The organism is Agrococcus sp. UYP10 (assembly GCF_040547205.1).
Classification (GTDB): Bacteria; Actinomycetota; Actinomycetes; order Actinomycetales; family Microbacteriaceae; genus Agrococcus; species Agrococcus jenensis.
Window position 1 is genome coordinate 1,608,921 of the sequence record NZ_JBEPPG010000001.1, and the last position, 21,228, is coordinate 1,630,148.

A 21,228-nucleotide genomic window follows, 5' to 3' on the forward strand; every position below is an offset into this window, starting at 1 on the left:
TGCGTTGTGCGAGCCCGCGGGGACCGGTCTGCCCGCATCCGCGTCTGCCCCCGGCCGCCTCGCCAACGACGCCCGGTGCGACCGGTTGCACAACGCAAGTCGTGAGTTGATGATTCGCCGCAGATGGGAGATGAGCCGGCGATCCGCGGCTGATCGGCGGCCCGAGGCTTGCGTTGTGCGAGGTGTCCGAGCGCGCGGTGGGCGGTCTGTCCACACCCGCTTCACGCCGGCCAACTCTCCGGGAACGATCGGGCGCATCCTCCCGCCATGTCGACACTGCGGCCGCTGCGCCAAGGATCCGTGCTCGTCGAGGAGTACCGGGAGCTGCGTGCGCAGGGCAACTCGCGTGCGGCGATCGAGGAGGGGCTCAGGCTCGGTCTCATCGAGCGCGCACGTCGCGACGTCTACGTCTGGCAACCCGCCCCCGCGCCGCTGATGCAGGCCCTGAGGATCGGTGGGCGGCTCGCCTGCTCGTCAGCCGCAGAGGCCCTCGGTCTGTGGGTGCCCCGCGACGGCAGGCTGCACGTGCACGTCTGGGACGGGTCGACGCGACTGCGGGATCGACACGACCGGCGCGCCCGTCTCGAGCACCGGGACGGGCTCGTGCTGCACTGGGAGGACCTCGACACGGAGGACGGCACCCGCTGCGCGACCTCGGTCGCATCCGTGGTGCGATGCGTCGCGCGGTGCTTCGGCGTGCAGGAAGCGATCCGCGTGGCGGACTCCGCGCTGCAGCGGGGGCTCGCCCGCAGGTCGGAGATCGCTCGGGCGATGGACGGCCTGCGCTGGCTCGAGGAGCCGGCCATCGCGATGGTCGACGAGCGGAGCGGATCCGGCTACGAGACCGACGCCAAGCTGCTGCTCCGGGCCGCGGGGCTGTCGTTCGTGCAACAGGTCCGGATTCCGCGAGTCGGCACCGTCGACTTCGTCGTCTGCGGATGCGTGGTCGTCGAGGTCGACGGCCGGGAGACGCACGAGACGACCTTCGAGCAGGATCGCGCACGCGATGCGGAGGCGCTGCTGCAGGGCTACATCCCCGTTCGGGTGTCCGCAGCCTGGCTCGACCGCAATCCCGACCGCTTCATCGAGCTGGTGCTGGCCGCGCTCCGCCTGCACCCGCAGGGCTGAGGCTGCTCTCACCGGTGCCGGCCGAGGCACGGCGCTCGCGCACAACGCAAGCCGCGGCGTGCGAACTCGCGGCGATCGGCCGGGATCGGTCGGGACAGCGGCGGGAAGCGGTGATCGGGCTTGCGTTGTGCGCCGAGCCCCGCGGAGCGGGGGAGGGGAGGGGGAGGGGGAGGGGTCAGTCGAGGGGCGGCCAGGGGCGGGCACCGGCGGGCATGCCGCCGGCGACGCGCACCGCGTGGTGCTCGAGCCGGCGGGCGCCCGCCCCGCCCCGGCCGACGGTGGGCTCGGTCTCGTGCGCGCCGAGGTAGGAGAAGCCGGCCGCCTTGGCGACGCGCATCGACGCGACGTTGCCGTCGAAGCAGCGCCAGTGCACCTCCGGCCAGGTGAGGCAGCCCTCGGCGTGCCCGACCAGGGTGCGGAGCGCATCCGCCATGAGGCCTCGCCCCTGCGCGTCGGGATGCAGCCAGTAGCCGACCTCCGCGCGCTCGCCGCGCAGGCCCACGACGCCCGCGATCGGCCCGCGCAGCGACTCGCGGATCGCCCACGTGCGCTCGTCGTGCTCGCCGCGCCAGCCGGCCGGCGCGAACTCGCGCACGAACGACTCGGCGTCGGCGCGGCGGTACGGCCAGGGCGTGTCGAGGAAGCGCTCGGCGTCGTCGGTCGAGCAGGCCTCGACGATCCGGTCGACGTCGTCCTCGCGGAGCGCCGTGAGCAGCACCTTGCCGCCCAGCACGGGCAGCGAGGGGCCGGCCAGGGGCGCGCTCATCGCAGGCCCATCGCCTCCAGCGCCCGCCGGAGCGTCGCATCCGCGACCGCGGCCGCGCGCTCGGCGTTCGCCGCCAGCAGGCGATCGAGCTCGGCCGGGTCGTCGAGCAGCTCGAGGGTGCGCTCGCGCACCGGGGCGAGCTCCGCCACCACGGCGTCGGCGACGGCCGTCTTGAAGACGCCGTAGCCCTGGCCCTCGAACTCCGCCTCGAGCGTCGCCACCGGCGAGCCGGTCATCGCGCTGAGGATGTCGAGCAGGTTCGTGACGCCGGGCTTCTGCGCGCGGTCGGCCCGGATCGACCCCTCGGTGTCGGTCACCGCCGAGCGGATCTTCTTCGCGGTCTTCGCCGGCTCGTCGAGCAGCCAGACCACGCCCTTGTCGTTGTCGGCCGACTTCGACATCTTCGACTCGGGCGACTGCAGGTCGTAGATGCGCGCGCCGCCCGCGAGGATGACCGGCTTCGGCACCGTGAACGTCGCGCCGAAGCGCTTGTTGAAGCGCTCGGCGAGGTCGCGGGTGAGCTCGACGTGCTGCTTCTGGTCGTCGCCGACCGGTACGACGTCGGCGTCGAACAGCAGGATGTCGGCGGCCATGAGGATGGGGTAGGTGAAGAGGCCGACGGACGCCGCGTCCTGCCCGCCCTTGGCGGCCTTGTCCTTGAACTGCGTCATCCGGCTCGCCTCGCCGAAGCCGGTGATGGTGCCGAGCAGCCAGGCGAGCTGCGCGTGCGCGGCGACGTGCGACTGCACGTAGAGGCACGACCGGTCCGGGTCGATGCCGCCCGCGATGTACTGCGCCGCGAGCGTGCGCACCTGCTCGCGCAGCACCTGCGGCGACTGCGGCACGGTGATCGCGTGGAGGTCGACGATCGAGAAGAACGCGTCGACCTCGTCCTGCATGCGCCGCCACTGCTGCAGCGCGCCGATGTAGTTGCCGAGGTGGAGCGAGCCCGACGAGGGCTGCATCCCGGAGTAGAGCCGGGGCTTGGTCATGGGGGTTCCAGTCTGAGTGATCACAGGTCGTAGTCGACGATGACGGGCGCGTGGTCGGACCATCGCGTGTCCCACGCGCTCGCGCGGTCGACGCGGTAGCCGCTCGCGGTCGCCGCGAGCGCGGGGGTGGCCATGTGGTAGTCGATGCGCCAGCCGGTGTCGGTGTCGAACGCCTTGCCGCGCTGCGACCACCACGTGTAGGGGCCGTCGACGCCCGGATGCGCGGCGCGGCCGACGTCGACCCATCCGTGGCCGCGGCCGCGCTTGCCGTCGACGCCGGTCACCATGCCGGTGCCGAGGAAGCGGTCGAGGTAGCTGCGCTCCTCGGGCAGGAAGCCGGCGGTCTTCTGGTTGCCGCGCCAGTTCTTGATGTCGAGCGGCGTGTGGCCGACGTTGAAGTCGCCCATCACGACGGCGTGCTCGGTGTGCGCGCGCAGCTGCGGCAGGCGCTTCGCCATCGAGTCGAGGAAGCGGTACTTGTCGGTCTGCTTCTGGCTGCCGACCTCGCCGCCGGAGTGCACGTAGGCCGACACGACGGTGAGCAGCGTCTCGCCGATGAGGAAGTCGGCCTCGAGCCAGCGCCCCTTCGTGTCGAACGTCTTCAGGCCGATGTCGGTGCGGTGCTCGATCGACGGCTCGCGGGAGAGGACGGCGACGCCGGCCCGGCCCTTCGCGGTGGCGGGGTCGTGCAGCACGTGCCAGCCGGGCACGAGCGGCAGCAGGTCCTCGTCGAGGGCCCGCACCTCCTGCAGCGCGACGATGTCGAAGTCGCCAGCCTCGAGCCAGCCGCCCATGTCCTTGCGGAAGGCGGCGCGCACGCCGTTGACGTTGACGGAGGCGATGCGGACCATGCCGACGAGCCTACCGACGCCCGCCCACGCGGGCGGACGCGGCGAACGGCGGCTGATCGACTCGCGTCAGCGGCGCCGCGCGAGCCGCTTGTGGAGCCGCACGGCGTCGCCGCCCTCCGCGCGGTTGGCCTGCACCTCCTCGAGCAGCGCCTTCGCCTCGTCCTTCGAGAGGGTCGCGTCGATGCCGCCCGCCTGCACGAGCCGCGTGTAGGCGCGACCCGTCGGGCCGACGGCCAGGAAGGCGAGCGCGAGCAGCAGGATCTGCATGATGAAGCCGAGCCAGATGAGCATGATCACCGGCGCCGCGATGCCGGCGAGCAGCGGGTTGTTCTCGACCCCGCGGAAGAGCGCGGAGGCGATGAGCTTGAGGCCGGAGAACACCACCGCGCAGACGAGCGCCGCAGGCACGATCTGCTTCGCGGGGAGCCGCAGTCGTCCGCCGAAGCGGTAGAGCAGCAGCACGACAGCCGTGTCGAGCAGCAGCTGCACGCCGAAGGCGACGACCGGCGCCGCCCAGCCCAGGCCGAGCGCATCCGCCAGCGCCTGCGCGACGAGCAGCAGGCCGGACGAGACGACGACGAGCAGCCCGATCCCGACGCCGACGCCGAGGTCGCCGATCTTGAGCAGGATGAAGTTCGCCGGGGGTGCCTCGAGCTCGAACATCGCGCGGAAGCCCTCACGGCTCACGGCCACCCAGGCGATCGCGGTCAGCAGGATCGACACCGCGGCGACGGCACCCGCCCAGCCGAGGATCGTCGAGCCGGTGAGGGTGTCGACGTCGACGGCGCCGCCGTCGCCGATCAGCCCCGGCACGGCCGACGAGATCGAGTCGATCACCGCGTCCCGCAGGGTCGCGTTGTCGCCGAGCACCGCCATGAAGACCGCGAAGCCGACGAAGAGCGCCGCGAAGAGCGACAGGAACGCCTGCACGGTCATGCCCTGCGCCAGCACCGGCCCGCGCTCGCCGGTGTAGCGCTGCCACGCCCGCAGGGGTCGCGACCGCATGAGCCTGTCGATCAGAGCCTTCATCGACGCCCTTCCTGCGGCAGCGGCGGCGCGTGGCGGCCACCGGCTGCCCAGCGTAGTGTGGCGGCATGAGTGCGCTCGCAGGAGTCGGAGTCGGACGCGGCATCGCTGTCGCGAAGGTGCTGAGGATGCCGGAGCCCCTCGCGCCGCCGAGCGACGAGCCGCTCGCGGCCGACGTCGACGGCGAGCACGAGCGCGTCAGCGTCGCGCTGCAGGCCGTGGCCGACGAGCTGAACGCGCGCGCCGCGGCGGCCGGCGGCGACGCCCAGCAGGTGCTCGAGGCGTCCGCGCTCATGGCGCAGGACCCGGCGATCCTCGACGACGTGCGCGCGAGGCTCCAGGGCGGCGCGAACGCGGAGCGCGCGACGTGGGATGCCTACGCGGGCTTCCGCGACCTGCTCACGTCGATGGGCGGCTACATGGCCGAGCGCGCGACCGACCTCGACGACGTCGCCCAGCGCGTCGTCGCGCGGCTGCGCGGCGTCGCGGCTCCCGGCGTGCCGGTCTCGGCCGAGCCCTTCATCCTCATCGCGCGCGACCTCGCGCCGGCCGACACCGCCACGCTCGACCTCGAGAAGACGCTCGCGCTCGTGACGCAGGACGGCGGACCCACGAGCCACACCGCGATCCTCGCGCGCTCGAAGTCGCTGCCGGCCGTGGTCGGCGTCGTCGGGCTGCTCGACGCGGTGGCCGACGGGCAGCGCGTCATCGTCGACGCCCGCACCGGCACGGTCGAGCTCGACCCCGACGACGCGGCGGTCGCCGCCGCCGAGGAGGAGCGGACCGCGCGCCTCGGTGCCGCATCCGCGCCCATCACCGAGGGCGCGCTCGCCGACGGCACGAAGATGCCCCTGCTCGCGAACGTCGGCTCGCCGAAGGACGCCGCGAAGGCGATCGAGCTCGGCGCCGAGGGCGTCGGGCTGTTCCGCACCGAGTTCCTGTTCCTCGACTCGGCGACCGCGCCGACCGTCGAGGAGCAGACCGCCGCCTACACCGAGCTGCTGCAGGCGTTCTCGGGCAAGAAGGTCGTCGTCCGCGTGCTCGACGCCGGCGCCGACAAGCCGCTGTCGTTCCTCAACGACGCGCACGAGGAGAACCCGGCGCTCGGCCTCCGCGGCATCCGCGCGCTGCGCGCGAGCGAGCACATCCTGCGCGACCAGCTGACGGCGCTGGCGAACGCGCAGGCGGCGTCGGATGCGCGGCTGTACGTCATGGCGCCGATGATCGCCGACGTCGAGGAGACCGAGTACTTCGTCGGGCTCGGGCGCGAGCTGGGACTCGAGGTCGTGGGCGCGATGGCAGAGGTGCCGTCGATCGCCGTGCTCGCCGACCAGGTGCTCGAGGTCGCGGACTTCGTCTCGATCGGCACGAACGACCTGACGCAGTACACGCTCGCCGCCGACCGGCAGCTCGGCTCGGTCGCCGCGCTGCAGGACCCGTGGCACCCGGCCGTGCTGCGCCTCATCAAGATGCTCGGCGATGCGGGCGCTCGCGCCGACAAGGGCGTCGGCGTGTGCGGCGAGGCCGCGGCGGATCCCGCGCTCGCGGTCGTGCTCGTCGGCCTCGGTGTGACGTCGCTCTCGATGAGCGCGTCGGCGCTCGCGGACGTCCGCGCCGAGCTGCTCACCGTGACGCTCGACGAGGCGAAGGCGCGCGCCGAGCGCGTGCTCGGCGCGCGCTCGGCGGCGGAGGCGCGGCAGCTGGCCGCAGCCTCGCTCGTCGACTGACGCCGCCCTCCCGCCGCGCGTGTCCTGCGCGGTCGTCGAGCAGCGCGGCGACGGAGCCGTCGCACGGGTCGGGCTCGTGCGTCCGATCGGGCTGAGCCGGGTGCGAGCGTCCATGCGGGCTCGGAGGCCGGCTCGGGCCGATCGGCGTCGCGCGGCTGCCGCGCGGTGATCGGCCACCTGGTGCTCGTCGACGAGCGGGTCAGCGCTTCCGGCCCGCCGCGCGACGCACGGCGACCGCGAACTCCCGCGCTCGCGCTCGCTCGCCCTCGATCGGCAGCACGACGACCTCCTGCGCGACCCGGTGCACCTGCTTGCGCAGCCGCCGCCGGGCGCGGGCGCGGCGAGCAGCACCGACCGCCCCGCTCACGAGCGCGCCGACGAGCCCGAGCACGACGCCGAGCAGCAGGCCGCCGATGAGCCCGACGAGCGGCACGGGCCAGCCGTCGAGCCAGCTGCCGGTGCCCTCGAGCTGGGGCAGCACCGGCGCGACCATGCCCCAGAGCGGCAGCAGGATCGGCAGCAGCAGCCACACCCCGCCGAGCACCGCGACGATGAGCGCGAGCCACTGGAGCGCGGCGAGCACCGGCCACCACCACGACCCCCGGGCGCCGAGATCGGTCCTGGCGATCGCGCGGTCGAGCTCCGACGGCAGCGACTCGAGGGCGTCGCCTGCATGCTCGTGGATCGCCGCCGACCATCCCTCACCGAGCCCGCTCGCGGCCGCGTCCGCGTAGGCGCGCACGGCCATGCCGGCCTGCGCGCGCTGCGCGGCGCTCATCGGCGGCAGCCCGGTGCGGTGCACGTCGGCGTCGCGGCCGCGGTCTCGGCCGGCCGCGAGGTGCAGTCGCCGGAGCGGGTCGGGCGCGAGCCGCAGCACCCAGGCCGTGAGCGGCCAGCCCGTGACCTGGCCGGCGCGCTTGCGGTACGAGCCGGCCACGGCGTCGGCGACCGCGTCGACGCCCGCCGCGGCGGCGAGGCCGCGCTCGAGCGCCTGCACGTCGGCCGACCGCAGCGAGCCGGGCACGCCCGCGTGCTCGAGGCGGGCCGCGATGCCGCGCACGTCGGCGGCGAGCCGCTCGGATGCGGCCTTCCGCTCGGCGGCGAAGCGCGCGATGCGCGTCCGCAGCTCGTCGATCCCGGCCCCGGTCGTCGCCGACACCGGCAGCACCTGCACGCCGTCGAGGCCGTCGCCGCGCAGGAGCCCGCGGAGCGACTCCACGACGTGCCCGACCTCGTCCGGCGGCAGCCGGTCGACCTGGTTGAGCACCGCGGTGGTGACGGAGGCGTGCGTCGCGAGCGGCGCGATGAAGTCGCGGTGGATCACCGCGTCGGCGTACTTCTGCGGATCGACGACCCACACGAGCACGTCGACCTGCCCCGCGAGGCGCTCCGCGATCGCGCGGTGCTCGAGCGCGACGGAGTCGAAGTCGGGCAGGTCGAGCACGATGAGCGAGAGCTCCTGCCCGGGCGCGAACGGCCGGTCCATGATGCGGCGGTCGGAGACCTGCAGCCAGTCGAGCAGGGCGGATGCGCCGCGCGGGTTCCAGACGGCGGCGAGCGGCGCAGAGGTGGTGGGCCGGCGCACGTGCGTGCGCGCGATCGCCTCGCCGGCGAGCGCGTTCATGAGCGATGACTTGCCGGAGCCGGTGGCGCCGAAGAAGCCGACGACGGTGTGCTCCGAGGAGAGCGCGCGGCGCTCGCCCGCGCTCGCGGTGATGCGCCGCACCGCCTCGAGCTCTGCCTGTGGCACGCGCCCGGCGCCGAGCTCCGCCGCCTCGGAGAGCGCGCCGAGCAGCGCGTCGACGCCGCGCTCGCTTCGGCCGTGCTCGTCGCGGTCGCTCACCGGTCCTGCCCCGCGTCGCGCTCCCGCGGCATCCCGCGCTCGAGCTCCCGCACGTCGTCGGCCTCGCCGTCGAGCGGGGCCTCCGCGTCGGGCGCGGCGTCGTCGAGCGCCTCGCCCTCGACGAGCTCGCTCGGCAGCAGCGCGCGCGAGCGCGCGGCGGGCGACGCTGCGTCGGACCCGGCCGCATCGGACCCGGCGGCGTCGGATCGGGCAGCGTCCGGCCCGGCGGCGTCGGGCGCCGTCGCGACGGCGCGCATCGCGGCCTCGAGCTCGGCGGCGGCGTCGCGCAGCACGTCGCCCGACGCGCCCTGCTCGACCGGCGTGAGCAGCGCATCCCACCGGGCCGCCTCGGCGCCCATGAGCGCGCGCACGCGGGTGTCGAGGTCGTCGCGCGCCTGCGCGGCGAGGCGGCGCACGGCGTCCTCGCCGAAGATCGTCTCGAGCAGCTTCTGGCCGACGACGGCCGAGCCGCCCGCGATCGCGAGCTCGCCGCCCGTGAGCCCGCCGGTCGACGCGAAGACGACGACCATGAGCGCCACGGTGATGACGTTGAGCCCGAGCGACATCACCCGAGCCTTCGTGCGCTTGCCCGCGGCCTGCTCGGTGATGAGCTCCATGAGCGCGAGCTGCCAGTCCCGCACGAGCAGGCTCGCGCGCTCCGACAGCGCAGGCGACGGATGCGCGAGGCCGGCCCCGGCCGTCAGCTCGCGGCCGACGGCCGACTGGCGCACGCGCTGCCACGCATCCGACGCCGCGCGGCCGGCCTCGTCGACCATCACCGAGTGCAGGCCGCTCTCGATCTCGTGCTCGACCTCGACCGGCGGCGTCGGCCGGCCCTGGAACCACGCGACCACCCGGTCGCGCGTGCGGGAGTACCACGACTCGATGGTGCGGAAGACGTCGGAGGTGCCGACGAAGTCCTGCCAGCGCGCGAGCACCTCGCCGCGCAGCAGCACGCCGTCGCGGGTGGCGTCGCCGACGCGATCGGCGGCGTCGTCGTAGGCGGTGTCGACCGTGCCGCGCAGATCGGCAGCCGTCACGACCTGCTCGTCGCGCGCGTCGGCGATCGCTCGCGCCGTGACGCCGAGCCGGCCGACGGCGCCGGCGAGGGTGCGGCCGGCGATGCGGGCGCGCTCGGCGCGATCGCCGGCGATCCCCGCGAGCCAGCCGCGGATCTCGGCGACGGCGGCGGCCGGCAGCATGCCGCGGTCGTCGAGCGGTGACTCGGTGACGACGAAGACCGGCGCGGTGCCGAGGCCCCGGAGCTCGAGCATCTGCCGCAGGTCGGCCTCCACCTCGCCCTCGGCGCCGGCGGGCACGCGGTTCAGCACGACGCCGACGGTGATGTCGCGCGCCGCGGCGTCGTCGAGCAGGCGCCACGGCACGGCGTCGGCGTAGCGGTTCGCGGTGGTCGAGAACAGCCAGAGGTCGGCCGCGGCGAGCAGCTGCGCGGCGAGCAGCCGGTTCTCGTCGGCGATCGAGTCGACGTCAGGCGCGTCGAGGATCGCGAGGTCGCGCGGCACGCGGTCGTCGGCGACGAGCACGACGGAGCCGATCTGGGCGGCGTCCGGCTCCTCGCCTGCGCGGCTCGCGGGCGCCTCCCGCACGACGCCGGTCACCCGCGCGAGCCCGGGCAGGATGCGGGTGGAGCCGAACCAGGCGGCGTCAGCGGGGGAGTGCAGCAGGATCGGCTGCCGCGTCGTCGGGCGGATGACACCGGTGCGGGTGACGGGCACGCCGATGAGCGCGTTCACGAGCGTCGACTTGCCGGCGCCGGTCGAGCCGCCGACGACCGCGAGCAGCGGGGCGTCGAGGTGCCGCAGGCGGGGCTCGACGTAGTCGTCGATCTGCCGCACCGCGGCGCCGCGGGCGTCGCGCGCCGCGTCGGCCCCGGCGATCGACAGCGGCAGCGCGACTCCGTCGAGCGCGGAGCGGAGCGCGTCGAGGCGGTCGAGCGCCGCGATGGTCGAGGTCACGCGGCTAGTCTGCACCCTCGCTCACGGCGCGACCTGGCGCCGTCCCGCCGGCGCGACGCGCGCTGGCGCGGGTGCGCGGAGCCGTGCCGCGACGGTCACGAACCCGATGAGCACGCAGACCACCGCAGCGGCGATCGCGACCGTCGCCGAGGCGGGCTCGCCGATCGCCCGCCCGACGCCGATCCATGCCACGCCCCAGAGCATCGCGAGCGCCGGCGCGATGCGGCCCGCGCCGCGCACGGCGAGGAGCGCGGCGACCACCGCGACCAGCAGCAGCACGAGGATCGTCGGCAGCTCCCACTCGGCGGGTCGCAGGCCGGCATCCGCGAGGAACGCCGCGACGTTCGCGACCGTCGCGACCGCGACCCAGCCGAGGTACAGGCCGAAGGTGCCGTCGACGACCACGGTCTCGACCAGCGACGCCGGGCGCGAGCGCCGCAGCACCTCGAAGATCGCGAGCAGCACCGCGAGCAGCAGCAGGATCACGACGACCGTGACGGGCAGCAGCCCCGCCTGCGCGCAGAGGATCCACGCGGCGTTGAGCACGAGCGAGGCGACGGCGAGCCAGCCGAGCAGGCGCTGCCGCGGATCGTGGCGCTGCCGCGGCAGCACCTGCCACACCGCGTAGGCGGCGAGGCCGAGGTAGATGAGCGACCAGATCGAGAACGCCGGGCCGTAGGGCGCGAGCGGCGTCGCTGAGTCGGAGAGGGCGCCGCTCGACGACGCCTCGACCTCGGTGCCGCCGAAGAGCCCGGAGCCGAGCGCCGCGGCGGCGAGCGTCACGGGCAGCGCGATGAGCACGACCCAAGGGCGGATGCGGTCAGCGGTCGTCGTCGAAGCGTCCATGGCCGGGACGATACATCGGCTGCCTACACATCAGCCGAGAGCGGACCGACGGTCGTGGGCGCCGACCGACGCAGCGAGGGCCGGCATCCGCGTGGATGCCGGCCCTCGGGTCGAGCGGTGCGGCTAGAGCCGGACGCCCGTCATCATGGCCTGCTTGACCTCGGCGATCGCCTTGGTCACCTGGATGCCGCGGGGGCAGGCATCCGTGCAGTTGAAGGTCGTGCGGCAGCGCCACACGCCCTCCTTGTCGTTGAGGATGTCGAGCCGCACCTGGCTGCCCTCGTCGCGCGAGTCGAAGATGAAGCGGTGCGCGTTGACGATCGCGGCGGGGCCGAAGTACTGGCCGTCGGTCCAGAACACCGGGCACGAGGTCGTGCACGCGGCGCAGAGGATGCACTTCGTCGTGTCGTCGAAGCGCTCGCGCTGCGCGATCGTCTGGTGGCGCTCCTTCTCGGGCTTGCCGGTCGCCTGCAGGAAGGGCTGGATCTCGCGGAAGGAGTCGAAGAACGGCTCCATGTTGACGATCAGGTCCTTCTCGAGCGGCAGACCCTTGATCGCCTCGACGTAGATCGGCTTCGAGATGTCGAAGTCCTTCACGAGCGCCTTGCAGGCGAGGCGGTTCTTGCCGTTGATGCGCATCGCGTCGGAGCCGCAGACGCCGTGCGCGCACGAGCGGCGGAAGGCGAGCGACGGGTCGATGTCCCACTTGATGCGGTGCAGGGCGTCGAGGATGCGCTCGGTCGGGTACATCTGCACGTCGTAGTCGACCCAGCGCGGCTCCTCGTCCACCTCGGGGTCGTAGCGGCGCACGATGACCGTGACGTTGAAGCTCTGCGGCACGTCGATCGGCTCCGACGGCTCGACCTCGCGGTCGGCGCCGTCGTACTCGTTCTCGACCGGCTTCGGGCTGGTCGACGACTCGGCCGCGGCCTCGGCGACCTGGTGCGCGCTCGCCTGGTCGTCGGTGGAGCCCGTGTCGGGCTGGTCGGCCATCGGCGTGGGCGCGCCCGTGGGGCCGCTCTGCGCCGGGTGCACGCCAGACTCCTGGCCCTTCGGGTCGCCCTGGGGCAGCTGGTTGTCGCTCATCAGTACTTCCGCTCCGTCGGCTCGTAGTGCGTGAAGCGCACCGGCTTCCAGTCCAGACGGATGCCCTGGCTGTCACCCGTCTCGGCGGCCGTCCGGTACGCCATGGTGTGCTGCATGAAGTTCACGTCGTCGCGCGTGGGGTAGTCATCGCGCATGTGGGCGCCCCGCGACTCCTTGCGGTTGATCGCGGAGATCACGACCACCTCGGCGAGGTCGAGCAGGAAGCCCAGCTCGACGGCCTCGAGGAGGTCGGTGTTGAAGCGGCGACCGCGGTCGTGCACGCGCACGTTGGGGTAGCGGCCGCGGAGCACGGCGATGTCGGCGAGCGCGGTCTGCAGCGTCTCCTCGGTGCGGAACACCTGGGCGTTGCGGTCCATCGTCTCCTGCAGCGCCTTGCGGATCGCGGCGACCGACTCGGTGCCGTCGCCCTCGCGCAGCTGCGCGAGCAGCTTCACGACGCCGTCGGCGGCATCCGCCGGCACGTCGACGAAGTCGGCCGTCTGCGCGTAGGTGACCGCGTTGTTGCCGGCGCGCTTGCCGAACACGTTGATGTCGAGCAGCGAGTTCGTGCCCAGGCGGTTGGCGCCGTGCACCGAGACGCACGCGCACTCGCCGGCGGCGTAGAGGCCGGGGATGACGGTGTCGTTGTCGCGGAGGACCTCGGCGTCGTTGTTCGTCGGGATGCCGCCCATCGCGTAGTGCGCCGTCGGGTAGACGGGCACGCGCTCCGTCACCGGGTCGACGCCCAGGTAGGTGCGAGCGAACTCGGTGATGTCGGGCAGCTTCGTCTCGAGCACCTCGGCGCCCAGGTGGGTGCAGTCGAGGTAGACGTAGTCCTTGTTGGGGCCGGCGCCGCGGCCGTCGAGGACCTCCTGCACCATCGAGCGGGCGACGATGTCGCGCGGCGCGAGGTCCTTGATCGTCGGCGCGTAGCGCTCCATGAAGCGCTCGCCCGACGCGTTGCGGAGGATCGCCCCCTCGCCGCGGGCGCCCTCGGTGAGGAGGATGCCGAGGCCGGCGAGGCCCGTCGGGTGGAACTGGTAGAACTCCATGTCCTCGAGCGGCAGGCCCTTGCGCCAGATGATCCCGACGCCGTCGCCCGTGAGCGTGTGCGCGTTCGAGGTGGTCTTGTAGATCTTGCCGAAGCCGCCGGTCGCGAAGACGACCGACTTGCCCTGGAAGACGTGGATCTCGCCGGTCGCGAGCTCGTAGGCGACGACGCCGGCGGGCCGCGGCACGCCGTCGACCTCGCCCATGATGAGGTCGAGCGCGTAGAACTCGTTGAAGAAGTCGACGCCGTGCTTGACGCAGTTCTGGTACAGCGTCTGCAGGATCATGTGGCCCGTGCGGTCGGCGGCGTAGCACGCGCGGCGCACCGGCGCCTTGCCGTGGTCGCGCGTGTGCCCGCCGAAGCGGCGCTGGTCGATCTTGCCGTCCGGCGTGCGGTTGAAGGGCAGGCCCATGTTCTCGAGGTCGTAGACCGCGTCGATCGCCTCACGCGTGAGGATCTCCGCCGCGTCCTGGTCCACCAGGTAGTCGCCGCCCTTGACCGTGTCGTAGGTGTGCCACTCGTTGCTGTCCTCCTCGACGTTCGCGAGGGCGGCAGCCATGCCGCCCTGCGCCGCGCCCGTGTGGGAGCGGGTCGGGTACAGCTTCGTGATCACCGCGGTCGACGCCTTCGGCGCCGACTCGATGGCGGCGCGCATGCCTGCGCCGCCCGCTCCGACGATGACGACGTCATGCTGGTGGTAGTGGATGCCGTCGACGACGGAATGCTGATCAGCCATGGATGTGGGGGACTCCGAATCTCGCCTAGAGGGAGGCGCAGAACGACGGGAGCAGCGCGGGGTCCGCGGCTTCCGGGCAGGGGTTGAACGTGAAGGTGATGAGCGTGCCCAGCAGGATGAGCAGCACGGCGGCGGTGCCGATCGCGCCGAGCGCGAGCGTGCGGACCCTCGGCTTGTGCACGTAGTCGTTGACGATCGTGCGCATGCCGTTCGAGCCGTGCAGGATGGCGAGCCACAGCATCAGCACGTCCCACCACTGCCAGAAGGGCTGGGCCAGCTTGCCGCCCACGAAGCCGAAGTCGATCGCGTGGATGCCGCCGGGCGTCCAGATCAGGTTGTAGGCCAGGTGGCCGAAGATCAGCACGATCAGCACGACGCCGGAGGCGCGCATGAAGATCCAGCCGGCCTTCTCGAGGTTCGGGCCTCGACGGCTGCCCGAGCGGGCGGGGTAGGCGTAGTTCGGGCTCTCGACGGTGACGCTCATCAGTGGGCCTCTTCCATCGGCGAGAACACGTTGATGAGGTGGTTCGGCGTGAAGTAGAGCATGAGCGCCACGACGAGGCCCATGACGATCCAGAACAGCACGCGCTGGTTCTTGGTCGCCCACGGCCAGACGTCGACGAGGATGATGCGCAGGCCGTTGAGGGCGTGGAGCACCACGGCGCCGACGAGACCGACCTCGCCGAGACCCATGATCGGGTTCTTGTAGGTCGCCATGACGGCGTCGTACGCCTCCGGGCTCACCCGGATGAGTGCCGTGTCGAGCACGTGCACCAGCAGGAAGAAGTAGATCGCCACACCGGTGATCCGGTGCAGCACCCACGACCACATGCCCTCGTTGCCGCGATACAGCGTGCCGCTGAACGTGGTCTTGCGAGGGGAGGGATCGGGGAGGACGAGGCTGCTCTGCGTCTTCGACACGCGCAATCCCTCCGTTGTTCGACCGGGCAGATGCATCCATCCTATGCCCGTGGCGAACGGCGTCCGGGCTCGGCGGGTCTTCGCGGTGCGCTCCGGGCGAACGCCAGGAGCGGCGCCCGGGGCCTACGCCCCGACGAGGCCGTCGATGCCGCGGAGCGCGCGGTGCGATGCCCGCTCGTAGTGCGCGAGCAGCTGGTCGACGACGGCCGACCACGAGCGGGGCAGCACGCGCCGACGGCCGGCCTCGCCCATCCGCGCCCGCATCGACGCGTCGGTGGCGAGCCGCGCGACGGCGGCGCGCAGGTCGGATGCGTCGTCGGGGTCGAAGAGGAACCCGGTCGTGCCGTCGTCGACGAGGTCGATCGGTCCGCCGGCGCGCGGTGCGACGACCGGCAGGCCGCTCGCCGCCGCCTCCTGCAGGGTCTGCCCGAAGGTCTCCTCCGTGCCGGTGTGCACGAAAACGTCCATCGCGGCGTAGGCGGCGCGGAGCGCGGCGCCGTGCAGCTGGCCGAGGAACACGGGGCCGACGTCGGCGAGCTGCCTGCGCGTCTCGTCCATCGCCGGGCCGTCGCCCACGATCACGACGCGGATGCCCGGCACGCCCGCGAGCGCGCGCAGCCGGTCGAGCCCCTTCTCGGGCGCGACGCGGCCGACGTAGCCCACGACGACCTCCCCGCCCGGCGCGAGCCGGCGGCGCAGGTTCGCGGCGGCCGGGCCCTGGCGGTTGTCGGGGTGGAAGCCCTCGAGGTCGACGCCGCGCACCCAGCGGTGGACGCGCTTGACGCCGGCGTCCTCGAGGTCTGCGATCGCCGACGTCGACGGCGCGAGCGTGCGGTCGGCGGCGTTGTGGATGAGCCGGATGATCTGCCACGCGAAGGGCGAGCCGGCCGCGAGCCGGTTGCGGCGCGCGAAGCCGGCGACGTCGGTCTGGTAGATCGCGACGCTCGGCAGGCCGATGCGGGCGGCCTCGGCGATCGCCTGCCCGCCGAGCATGAACGGGCTCGCGGCGTGGAGCACGTCGGGCTGGAAGCGCGCGAGCAGCGCAGCGACCTGCGGGCTCGGCAGCCCGACCGGGAAGCGCCGGTAGGCGAACGACGGCACCTCGTGCACGGGCACGCCGCGGTAGTGGACGGGGGCGCCGCAGCGGGGCGTGATGACGATGGCCTCGCGGCCGGTCTCGACGAGGCGGTCGAGCACGCGGCAGACCGAGGTGGTCACGCCGTTGACGGTGGGGAGGAAGCTCTCGGTCACGATGGCGACTCGCTCGATGCGCACGATGCCACGGTACGTCGGAGCGCCCGACGGGCGGGCGAGCGCACGGTGAACGGTGCATGAACTGGGCTGCGCGCGGGGGCGCCCGGGAGGCCCTTGGCTAGGCTCGGGGCCGTGACGGCGATCGACGACTTCTTCAGCATCATCCCCGCAGGCGGCGTGGGCTCGAGGCTCTGGCCGCTCTCGCGCGCCGACGCGCCCAAGTTCCTGCACGACCTGACCGGCAGCGGCAAGACGCTGCTGCGCGCCACCTTCGACCGGCTCGGGCCGCTCGCCGGGCCCGGGCGCACCATGGTCGTGACCGGCCGGTCGCACCGCGCGGCGGTCGAGGCGCAGATCCCCGAGCTCGACGACGCGAGCATCGTGCTCGAGGCCGACCCGCGCGACTCCACGGTCGCGATCGCGCTCGCCGCCGCGATCCTGCGCCGCCGCGAGCCCGACGTGATCGTCGGCTCCTTCGCCGCCGACCACGTGATCGACGACGAGCGCTCGTTCCGGCGAGCGGTCGGCGAGGCCGTCGCCGCAGCCCGCGCCGGCTACATCGCGACCATCGGCATCACCCCGACGGAGCCGGCGATCGGCTTCGGCTACATCCGCGCGGGCGAGTCCGCGGGCGTCGACGGCGCCCCGAGCGCCGCGCTCGTGCGCGAGTTCGTCGAGAAGCCCTCGGCGAAGGTCGCGCGCAAGTACGTCGACGGCGGCGACTACCTCTGGAACGCGGGCATGTTCATCGCGCGCGCCGACGTGCTGCTCGAGGAGCTGGCGCGCGAGGAGCCGGAGCTCGCCGCGCAGATCGAGGAGCTCGCAGAGGTGTGGGACGAGCCGGCGCAGCGCGGACCTGCCGTCGACCGGCTGTGGCCGCAGCTCAAGAAGATCGCGATCGACTACGCCGTCGCGGAGCCCGCCGCGGCCCGCGGCCGGATGGTCGTCGTGCCGGGCGACTTCGACTGGGACGACGTGGGCGACTTCTCCGCGGTGGCGAAGCTGCACAACGGCGCGCACCGCGGCCGCCTCGCGATCCTCGGCACGGAGGGCACGGTGATCGCCGACTCCGCCTCGGGCATCGTCGTCTCGCAGTCGAACCGCATCGTGTCGGTCGTGGGCATCCAGAACGTGGTCGTCGTCGACACCCCGGATGCGCTGCTGGTCACGACGACCGACAACGCGCAGCGGGTGAAGCAGGTCGTCGACGCGGTGCGCCGCTCGGGCAACACCGACGCCCTCTAGCCCCCCGCGAGTTCGATCGGCCTGAGCCGCCCGCAAGTCGCCCAGCGGGGCTGGCCACGCGGTCAGCCCGACCGAGCTCACGCTCGCCCGGGACGAAGGCGGCCGGGCCAGCGGTGATCGCCGCGGCGCACGATCGCAAAGATGTCGTGCTCGATCGCCGGCCACTCGTCGTGGATCTGCTCCCATGTCAGCCTGATCACCAGGTAGCCCTGCGCGACATGGACGCGGTCGGTGCGCCGATCGCGCTGGAAGGCCTCGGGATCCGCGTGGTAGGTCGTCGAGTCGCACTCGATGATGAGCCGATCGCCGATCAGCAGGTCGACGCGACGGCGCCCGATCCGGACCTGGACGCGGAGGTGGACCCCGCGCGCGGAGAGGCGCACCCGCACCATCGACTCGGTGCCGGCCTCCGACAGCGGCTCGACGCGGTCCAGTAGGGCGCGGATCTCCTTCGGCGCGTCGGTGGCCCACTCGCGCAGGTCGTCCAGCGTCGCGAGCTCGCGGTGCACAATCGAGTCGGCCACGGCGATCAGCTGCTCCGCATCGGCGCACCGGAGCGCGCACCGGAACGCGGTCTCGAGGTCGTCCACCGAGGCGCGCACCGGCGGGTTCGGTCCGTAGGGACGACAGCCCTTCTCGTCTGATCCCCTTCGATCGCGCTGCCCATCCGCGCGGCGGATGTGACCGCGCGAATGCCGGGGCTGCCACGCCCCGAGTGACTCCATCGCGCTGAGGCAGCTGACGCAGCCATCCTCGCGCACGGCTGAGAGCGCCATCGGGTCGGGCTGCCACGCGATCCAGCCACGTCGCACGCGCTCGACCCGGCCCGCGCCGATGGAGGCATCGATCTCGCGCCTCGTGACACCGGCGTCGAGCAGCTGCGCGGTCGTGAGGACGCCGAGCGCCCTGCGGAAGAGCTCGCTCGCATCCATGCCGGGAGTGTGCGGCTCGTCCCGGCTGCGCCGGGGCGCTCCGGCCGGTGGCTGTGGATGGCGCCCGCCGGGGCCACCGGGGGCGCGGGAGCCCGATCGGGCTGAACCGCCCGCCGCCCGCCCATCCCGCCCCGCATCGCGCTGTGACCGATCGAACGCACGGGCCGCGCGCGCCGCCGATCTCCGCCGGGGTGCGCGCGAGCTCGATCGGGCTGAGCCGCCCGCCGGGCATCCATCCCGCTCCGCGCCGCGCTCTGACCGATCGAGCGCACGGGGTGACGCGCGCCGCCGACCTCCGCCGGCGTGAGACAGATCGGGCTGAGCCGCCCGCCGTGCATCCATCCCGCTCCGTGCCGCGCTCTGACCGATCGAGCGCACGGGGGAGCCGCGTGGCCGCGGCGGGTGCGCGCGGGCGCACGGGCGCCGGGCTACGATTCGGTCACCCGCTCGAAGGAGTCCCCGTGTCCCGCACGCTCGCCCTGCCCGCGCTCGCCGCGCTCGTCCTCCTCGCGGGCTGCGCCACGCCGCCGCCCGCCGCCACCGAGACCGCAGGCTCCGAAGCGCCCGAGCAGGCGCTCGAGTGCGCCCAGATGGTGACGAACTCCGGCGGCCTCAACGACCGCTCGTTCAACGAGACGAGCTGGGCCGGCATGGAGCGCGCGCAGGAGGAGCTCGGCATCGAGGCGAACGTGCTCGTCTCCACCTCCGAGAGCGACCTCGCGCCCAACGTGCAGGCGGCGGTCGACACCGGCTGCGGCTTCGTGCTGACCGTCGGCTTCGAGCTCGCCGCCGCGACCGAGGAGCAGGCGGCGGACAACCCCGACGTGCAGTTCGCGATCGTCGACGAGATCGTCGAGGGCCCCAACGTGCGCTCGATCGTCTTCGACACCGCGCAGGCGGCGTACCTCGCGGGCTACGCGGCCGCATCCGTGAGCGAGACCGGCATCGTCGCCACCTTCGGCGGCGGCAACCAGCCGCCGGTCACCCTCTTCATGGACGGCTTCGCCGCCGGCATCGAGGCCCACAACGAGGCCAAGGGCACCGAGGTGCGGCTGCTCGGCTGGGACCCGGAGACGCAGGACGGCACCTTCACCGGCGACTTCGAGAACGTGCAGCTCGGCCAGACGCAGACGCAGGCGTTCATCGCGCAGGGCGCCGACGTGATCCTGCCCGTCGCCGGCCAGGTCGGGGAGGGCGCCTTCCGCGCCTCGCTCGACGCCGGCGGCACCGCGCTCGTGCTCTGGGTCGACAACGACGGCTACGACACGCTCCCCGAGGAGTTCCGCCCGCTGCTGCTGACGAGCGTGCTGAAGAACACCGAGGATGCCGTGGTGGGCGCCGTGAGCGACGCGCTCGACGGCACGCTCTCGGACGAGCCGATCATCGGCACGCTCGAGAACGGCGGCGTCGACATCGCCCCGTTCCACGACCTCGACGCCCGCGTGAGCGACGAGACGAAGGCCGAGCTCGAGGCGCTGCGGGAGCAGATCATCGCCGGCGAGATCACGGTGGAGTCGCCCTCGAGCCCGTGACGTGACGGGTTTGCAACGATTGCGTTTCGGTGGCGCGATCGGTGCGCTGACGCTGTTCGGGCGGCCCTATGCTCAACCATCATGCGCTCAGCCGCGTCGCGGCGAGCATCCTTTGCACTGGAGGATCCCTTGAGGAAGTTCAACCGTTCCGCCGCGCGCGGCGGCGTCATCGCCATCGGCGCGGCGCTCCTGCTCGCAGGCTGCGCCGCAGCGCCGGAGGCCCCCACCGGCTCCGAGCCGGCCGGCTCCGAGTCCGCGGCCCCGACCACCGACATCCAGCCCTGCATCGTCTCCGACGAGGGCGGCTTCGACGACCGCTCGTTCAACCAGCTCGGCGCCGAGGGCCTCCGTGCCGCGGCCGAGGGCCTGGGCGTCGAGCCGATCGAGGTCGAGTCCGCCTCGCCCGCCGACTACGCGCCGAACCTCGACAGCGTCATCGCCGAGGGCTGCAACATGGTCGTCTCGGTCGGCTTCCAGCTCGCCGAGGCCACGGGTGCCGCAGCGACCGCGAACCCGGACATCAACTTCGCGATCATCGACGACCAGTCGGTGACGGCGGACAACGTGCAGCCGATCGTCTACGACACGGCGCAGGCCGCGTTCCTGGCCGGCTACGCCGCCGCCTCGTACACCGAGTCGGGCACCATCGCCACCTGGGGCGGCCTCCAGATCCCGCCGGTGACGATCTTCATGGACGGCTTCGTCGAGGGCGCCGAGTACTACAACGAGCAGAACGGCACCGACGTGCAGGTGCTCGGCTGGGACGCCGAGGCGCAGTCCGGCTCGTTCACCGGTGGCTTCGCCGCCGGCGTCGAGGCGAAGGCCATGGCGGAGACCTTCATCGGCCAGGGCGCGGACGTGCTCATGCCGGTCGGCGGCCCCATCTTCCTGTCGGCAGCTGAGGCCATCCGCGACCAGGGCGACGACTCGGGCATCGTGATGATCGGCGTGGACGCCGACCTCTACGAGACCTCGCCCGACAACGCCGACCTCTTCCTCACCTCGGTGCTCAAGGGCATGTCGACGGGCGTCCAGACGGTCGTCGAGCAGGCTGCGGCCGGCGAGTTCTCCAGCGAGCCGTACGTCGGCACGCTCGAGAACGACGGTGTCGGCCTCGCGCCGTTCCACGACTTCGAGGGTTCGGTCGACCCCGAGCTGCAGTCGCAGCTCGACGACATCCGCGAGGCGATCATCGCCGGCGAGATCACGGTCGAGTCGCCCGCCAGCCCGTAGTCACAGGCCAGCGCATGCGCGTGGGGGTCGGCTCCGGCCGGCCCCCACACGCGTGAGCGGCACAGGAGCGCGCGCCGGATGCG

The 21,228-nt window shown here is 73.2% G+C and carries 18 protein-coding genes; 5 read left to right on the forward strand and 13 right to left on the reverse strand.

The genetic code is table 11. From position 1 onward, the window contains the following. Positions 1-267: 267 nt before the first annotated feature. Positions 268-1,128 (forward strand): DUF559 domain-containing protein, encoded by an 861-nt coding sequence (locus ABIB37_RS08005; protein WP_354258957.1) that lies wholly within the window; start codon positions 268-270, stop codon positions 1,126-1,128. Positions 1,129-1,303: 175 nt separating this feature from the next. Here ABIB37_RS08005 and ABIB37_RS08010 read toward each other — a convergent pair whose 3' ends face one another. The 4 genes from ABIB37_RS08010 to ABIB37_RS08025 form a co-directional block, all read right to left on the reverse strand. Further along, entirely contained in the window at positions 1,304-1,894 is a 591-nt protein-coding gene (locus ABIB37_RS08010; protein ID WP_354258960.1) for a GNAT family N-acetyltransferase, read from the reverse strand. Next, on the reverse strand, positions 1,891-2,886 hold the full coding sequence (trpS, locus tag ABIB37_RS08015; protein ID WP_354258963.1) for a tryptophan--tRNA ligase: 996 nt from the start codon (positions 2,884-2,886) through the stop codon (positions 1,891-1,893). Before trpS ends, ABIB37_RS08010 begins: the two co-directional genes overlap by 4 nt. A 20-nt stretch (positions 2,887-2,906) precedes the next feature. Beyond that, a complete protein-coding gene (locus tag ABIB37_RS08020; RefSeq protein ID WP_123696111.1) occupies positions 2,907-3,737 on the reverse strand; it encodes an exodeoxyribonuclease III in 831 nt (276 codons plus the stop codon). A 66-nt stretch (positions 3,738-3,803) separates the two neighbouring features. After that, the gene (locus ABIB37_RS08025; protein ID WP_354258966.1) at positions 3,804-4,766 is read right to left on the reverse strand and encodes a YihY/virulence factor BrkB family protein; all 963 of its coding nucleotides are present in this window, start codon (positions 4,764-4,766) and stop codon (positions 3,804-3,806) included. 65 nt (positions 4,767-4,831) lie between these two features. On the opposite strand from ABIB37_RS08025, the gene ptsP reads away from it, so the two are divergent. Further along, a complete protein-coding gene (gene ptsP, locus ABIB37_RS08030; protein ID WP_123696109.1) occupies positions 4,832-6,490 on the forward strand; it encodes a phosphoenolpyruvate--protein phosphotransferase in 1,659 nt (552 codons plus the stop codon). 199 nt (positions 6,491-6,689) lie between these two features. Here the strand turns inward: ptsP and ABIB37_RS08035 are convergent, their stop codons facing one another. The 8 genes from ABIB37_RS08035 to ABIB37_RS08070 form a co-directional block, all read right to left on the reverse strand. Continuing rightward, positions 6,690-8,333 carry a GTPase gene (locus tag ABIB37_RS08035; RefSeq protein WP_354258969.1) on the reverse strand — a complete coding sequence of 548 codons (1,644 nt, stop codon included), beginning with the start codon at positions 8,331-8,333 and terminating at the stop codon, positions 6,690-6,692. Beyond that, positions 8,330-10,309, reverse strand: coding sequence for a dynamin family protein (locus tag ABIB37_RS08040; protein WP_354258972.1), 1,980 nt, complete (start codon positions 10,307-10,309; stop codon positions 8,330-8,332). The genes ABIB37_RS08035 and ABIB37_RS08040 overlap by 4 nt, the downstream gene beginning before the upstream one ends. A 21-nt stretch (positions 10,310-10,330) precedes the next feature. Then, positions 10,331-11,155: a TspO-related membrane protein gene (locus ABIB37_RS08045; RefSeq protein ID WP_354258974.1), complete on the reverse strand. Its 825-nt coding sequence runs from the start codon at positions 11,153-11,155 to the stop codon at positions 10,331-10,333. A 123-nt stretch (positions 11,156-11,278) separates the two neighbouring features. Further along, on the reverse strand, positions 11,279-12,001 hold the full coding sequence (locus ABIB37_RS08050; RefSeq protein ID WP_245989981.1) for a succinate dehydrogenase iron-sulfur subunit: 723 nt from the start codon (positions 11,999-12,001) through the stop codon (positions 11,279-11,281). 239 nt (positions 12,002-12,240) lie between these two features. Then, positions 12,241-14,028, reverse strand: coding sequence for a succinate dehydrogenase flavoprotein subunit (sdhA, locus tag ABIB37_RS08055; protein ID WP_354258977.1), 1,788 nt, complete (start codon positions 14,026-14,028; stop codon positions 12,241-12,243). A gap of 25 nt (positions 14,029-14,053) precedes the next feature. Then, the gene (locus tag ABIB37_RS08060) at positions 14,054-14,512 is read right to left on the reverse strand and encodes a succinate dehydrogenase hydrophobic membrane anchor subunit (RefSeq protein ID WP_354258980.1); all 459 of its coding nucleotides are present in this window, start codon (positions 14,510-14,512) and stop codon (positions 14,054-14,056) included. Beyond that, positions 14,512-14,859 carry a succinate dehydrogenase, cytochrome b556 subunit gene (sdhC, locus tag ABIB37_RS08065; RefSeq protein WP_245989978.1) on the reverse strand — a complete coding sequence of 116 codons (348 nt, stop codon included), beginning with the start codon at positions 14,857-14,859 and terminating at the stop codon, positions 14,512-14,514. The genes ABIB37_RS08060 and sdhC overlap by 1 nt, the downstream gene beginning before the upstream one ends. 213 nt (positions 14,860-15,072) lie before the next feature. Next, positions 15,073-16,224 (reverse strand): glycosyltransferase family 4 protein, encoded by a 1,152-nt coding sequence (locus tag ABIB37_RS08070; protein WP_502914040.1) that lies wholly within the window; start codon positions 16,222-16,224, stop codon positions 15,073-15,075. 111 nt (positions 16,225-16,335) lie between these two features. On the opposite strand from ABIB37_RS08070, the gene ABIB37_RS08075 reads away from it, so the two are divergent. Continuing rightward, positions 16,336-17,448, forward strand: coding sequence for a mannose-1-phosphate guanylyltransferase (locus tag ABIB37_RS08075; protein WP_354258983.1), 1,113 nt, complete (start codon positions 16,336-16,338; stop codon positions 17,446-17,448). A 77-nt stretch (positions 17,449-17,525) separates the two neighbouring features. On the opposite strand, the gene ABIB37_RS08080 is transcribed toward ABIB37_RS08075, so the two are convergent. Continuing rightward, entirely contained in the window at positions 17,526-18,380 is an 855-nt protein-coding gene (locus ABIB37_RS08080) for a DUF559 domain-containing protein (protein ID WP_354258986.1), read from the reverse strand. A gap of 461 nt (positions 18,381-18,841) precedes the next feature. Here ABIB37_RS08080 and ABIB37_RS08085 point away from each other — a divergent pair, with 461 nt between their 5' ends. Together ABIB37_RS08085 and ABIB37_RS08090 are read left to right on the forward strand one after the other, a co-directional pair. Then, positions 18,842-19,912 (forward strand): BMP family lipoprotein, encoded by a 1,071-nt coding sequence (locus tag ABIB37_RS08085; RefSeq protein ID WP_354258988.1) that lies wholly within the window; start codon positions 18,842-18,844, stop codon positions 19,910-19,912. A 129-nt stretch (positions 19,913-20,041) separates the two neighbouring features. Further along, positions 20,042-21,145, forward strand: coding sequence for a BMP family lipoprotein (locus tag ABIB37_RS08090; protein ID WP_354258991.1), 1,104 nt, complete (start codon positions 20,042-20,044; stop codon positions 21,143-21,145). The last annotated feature ends 83 nt before the right edge of the window (positions 21,146-21,228 follow it).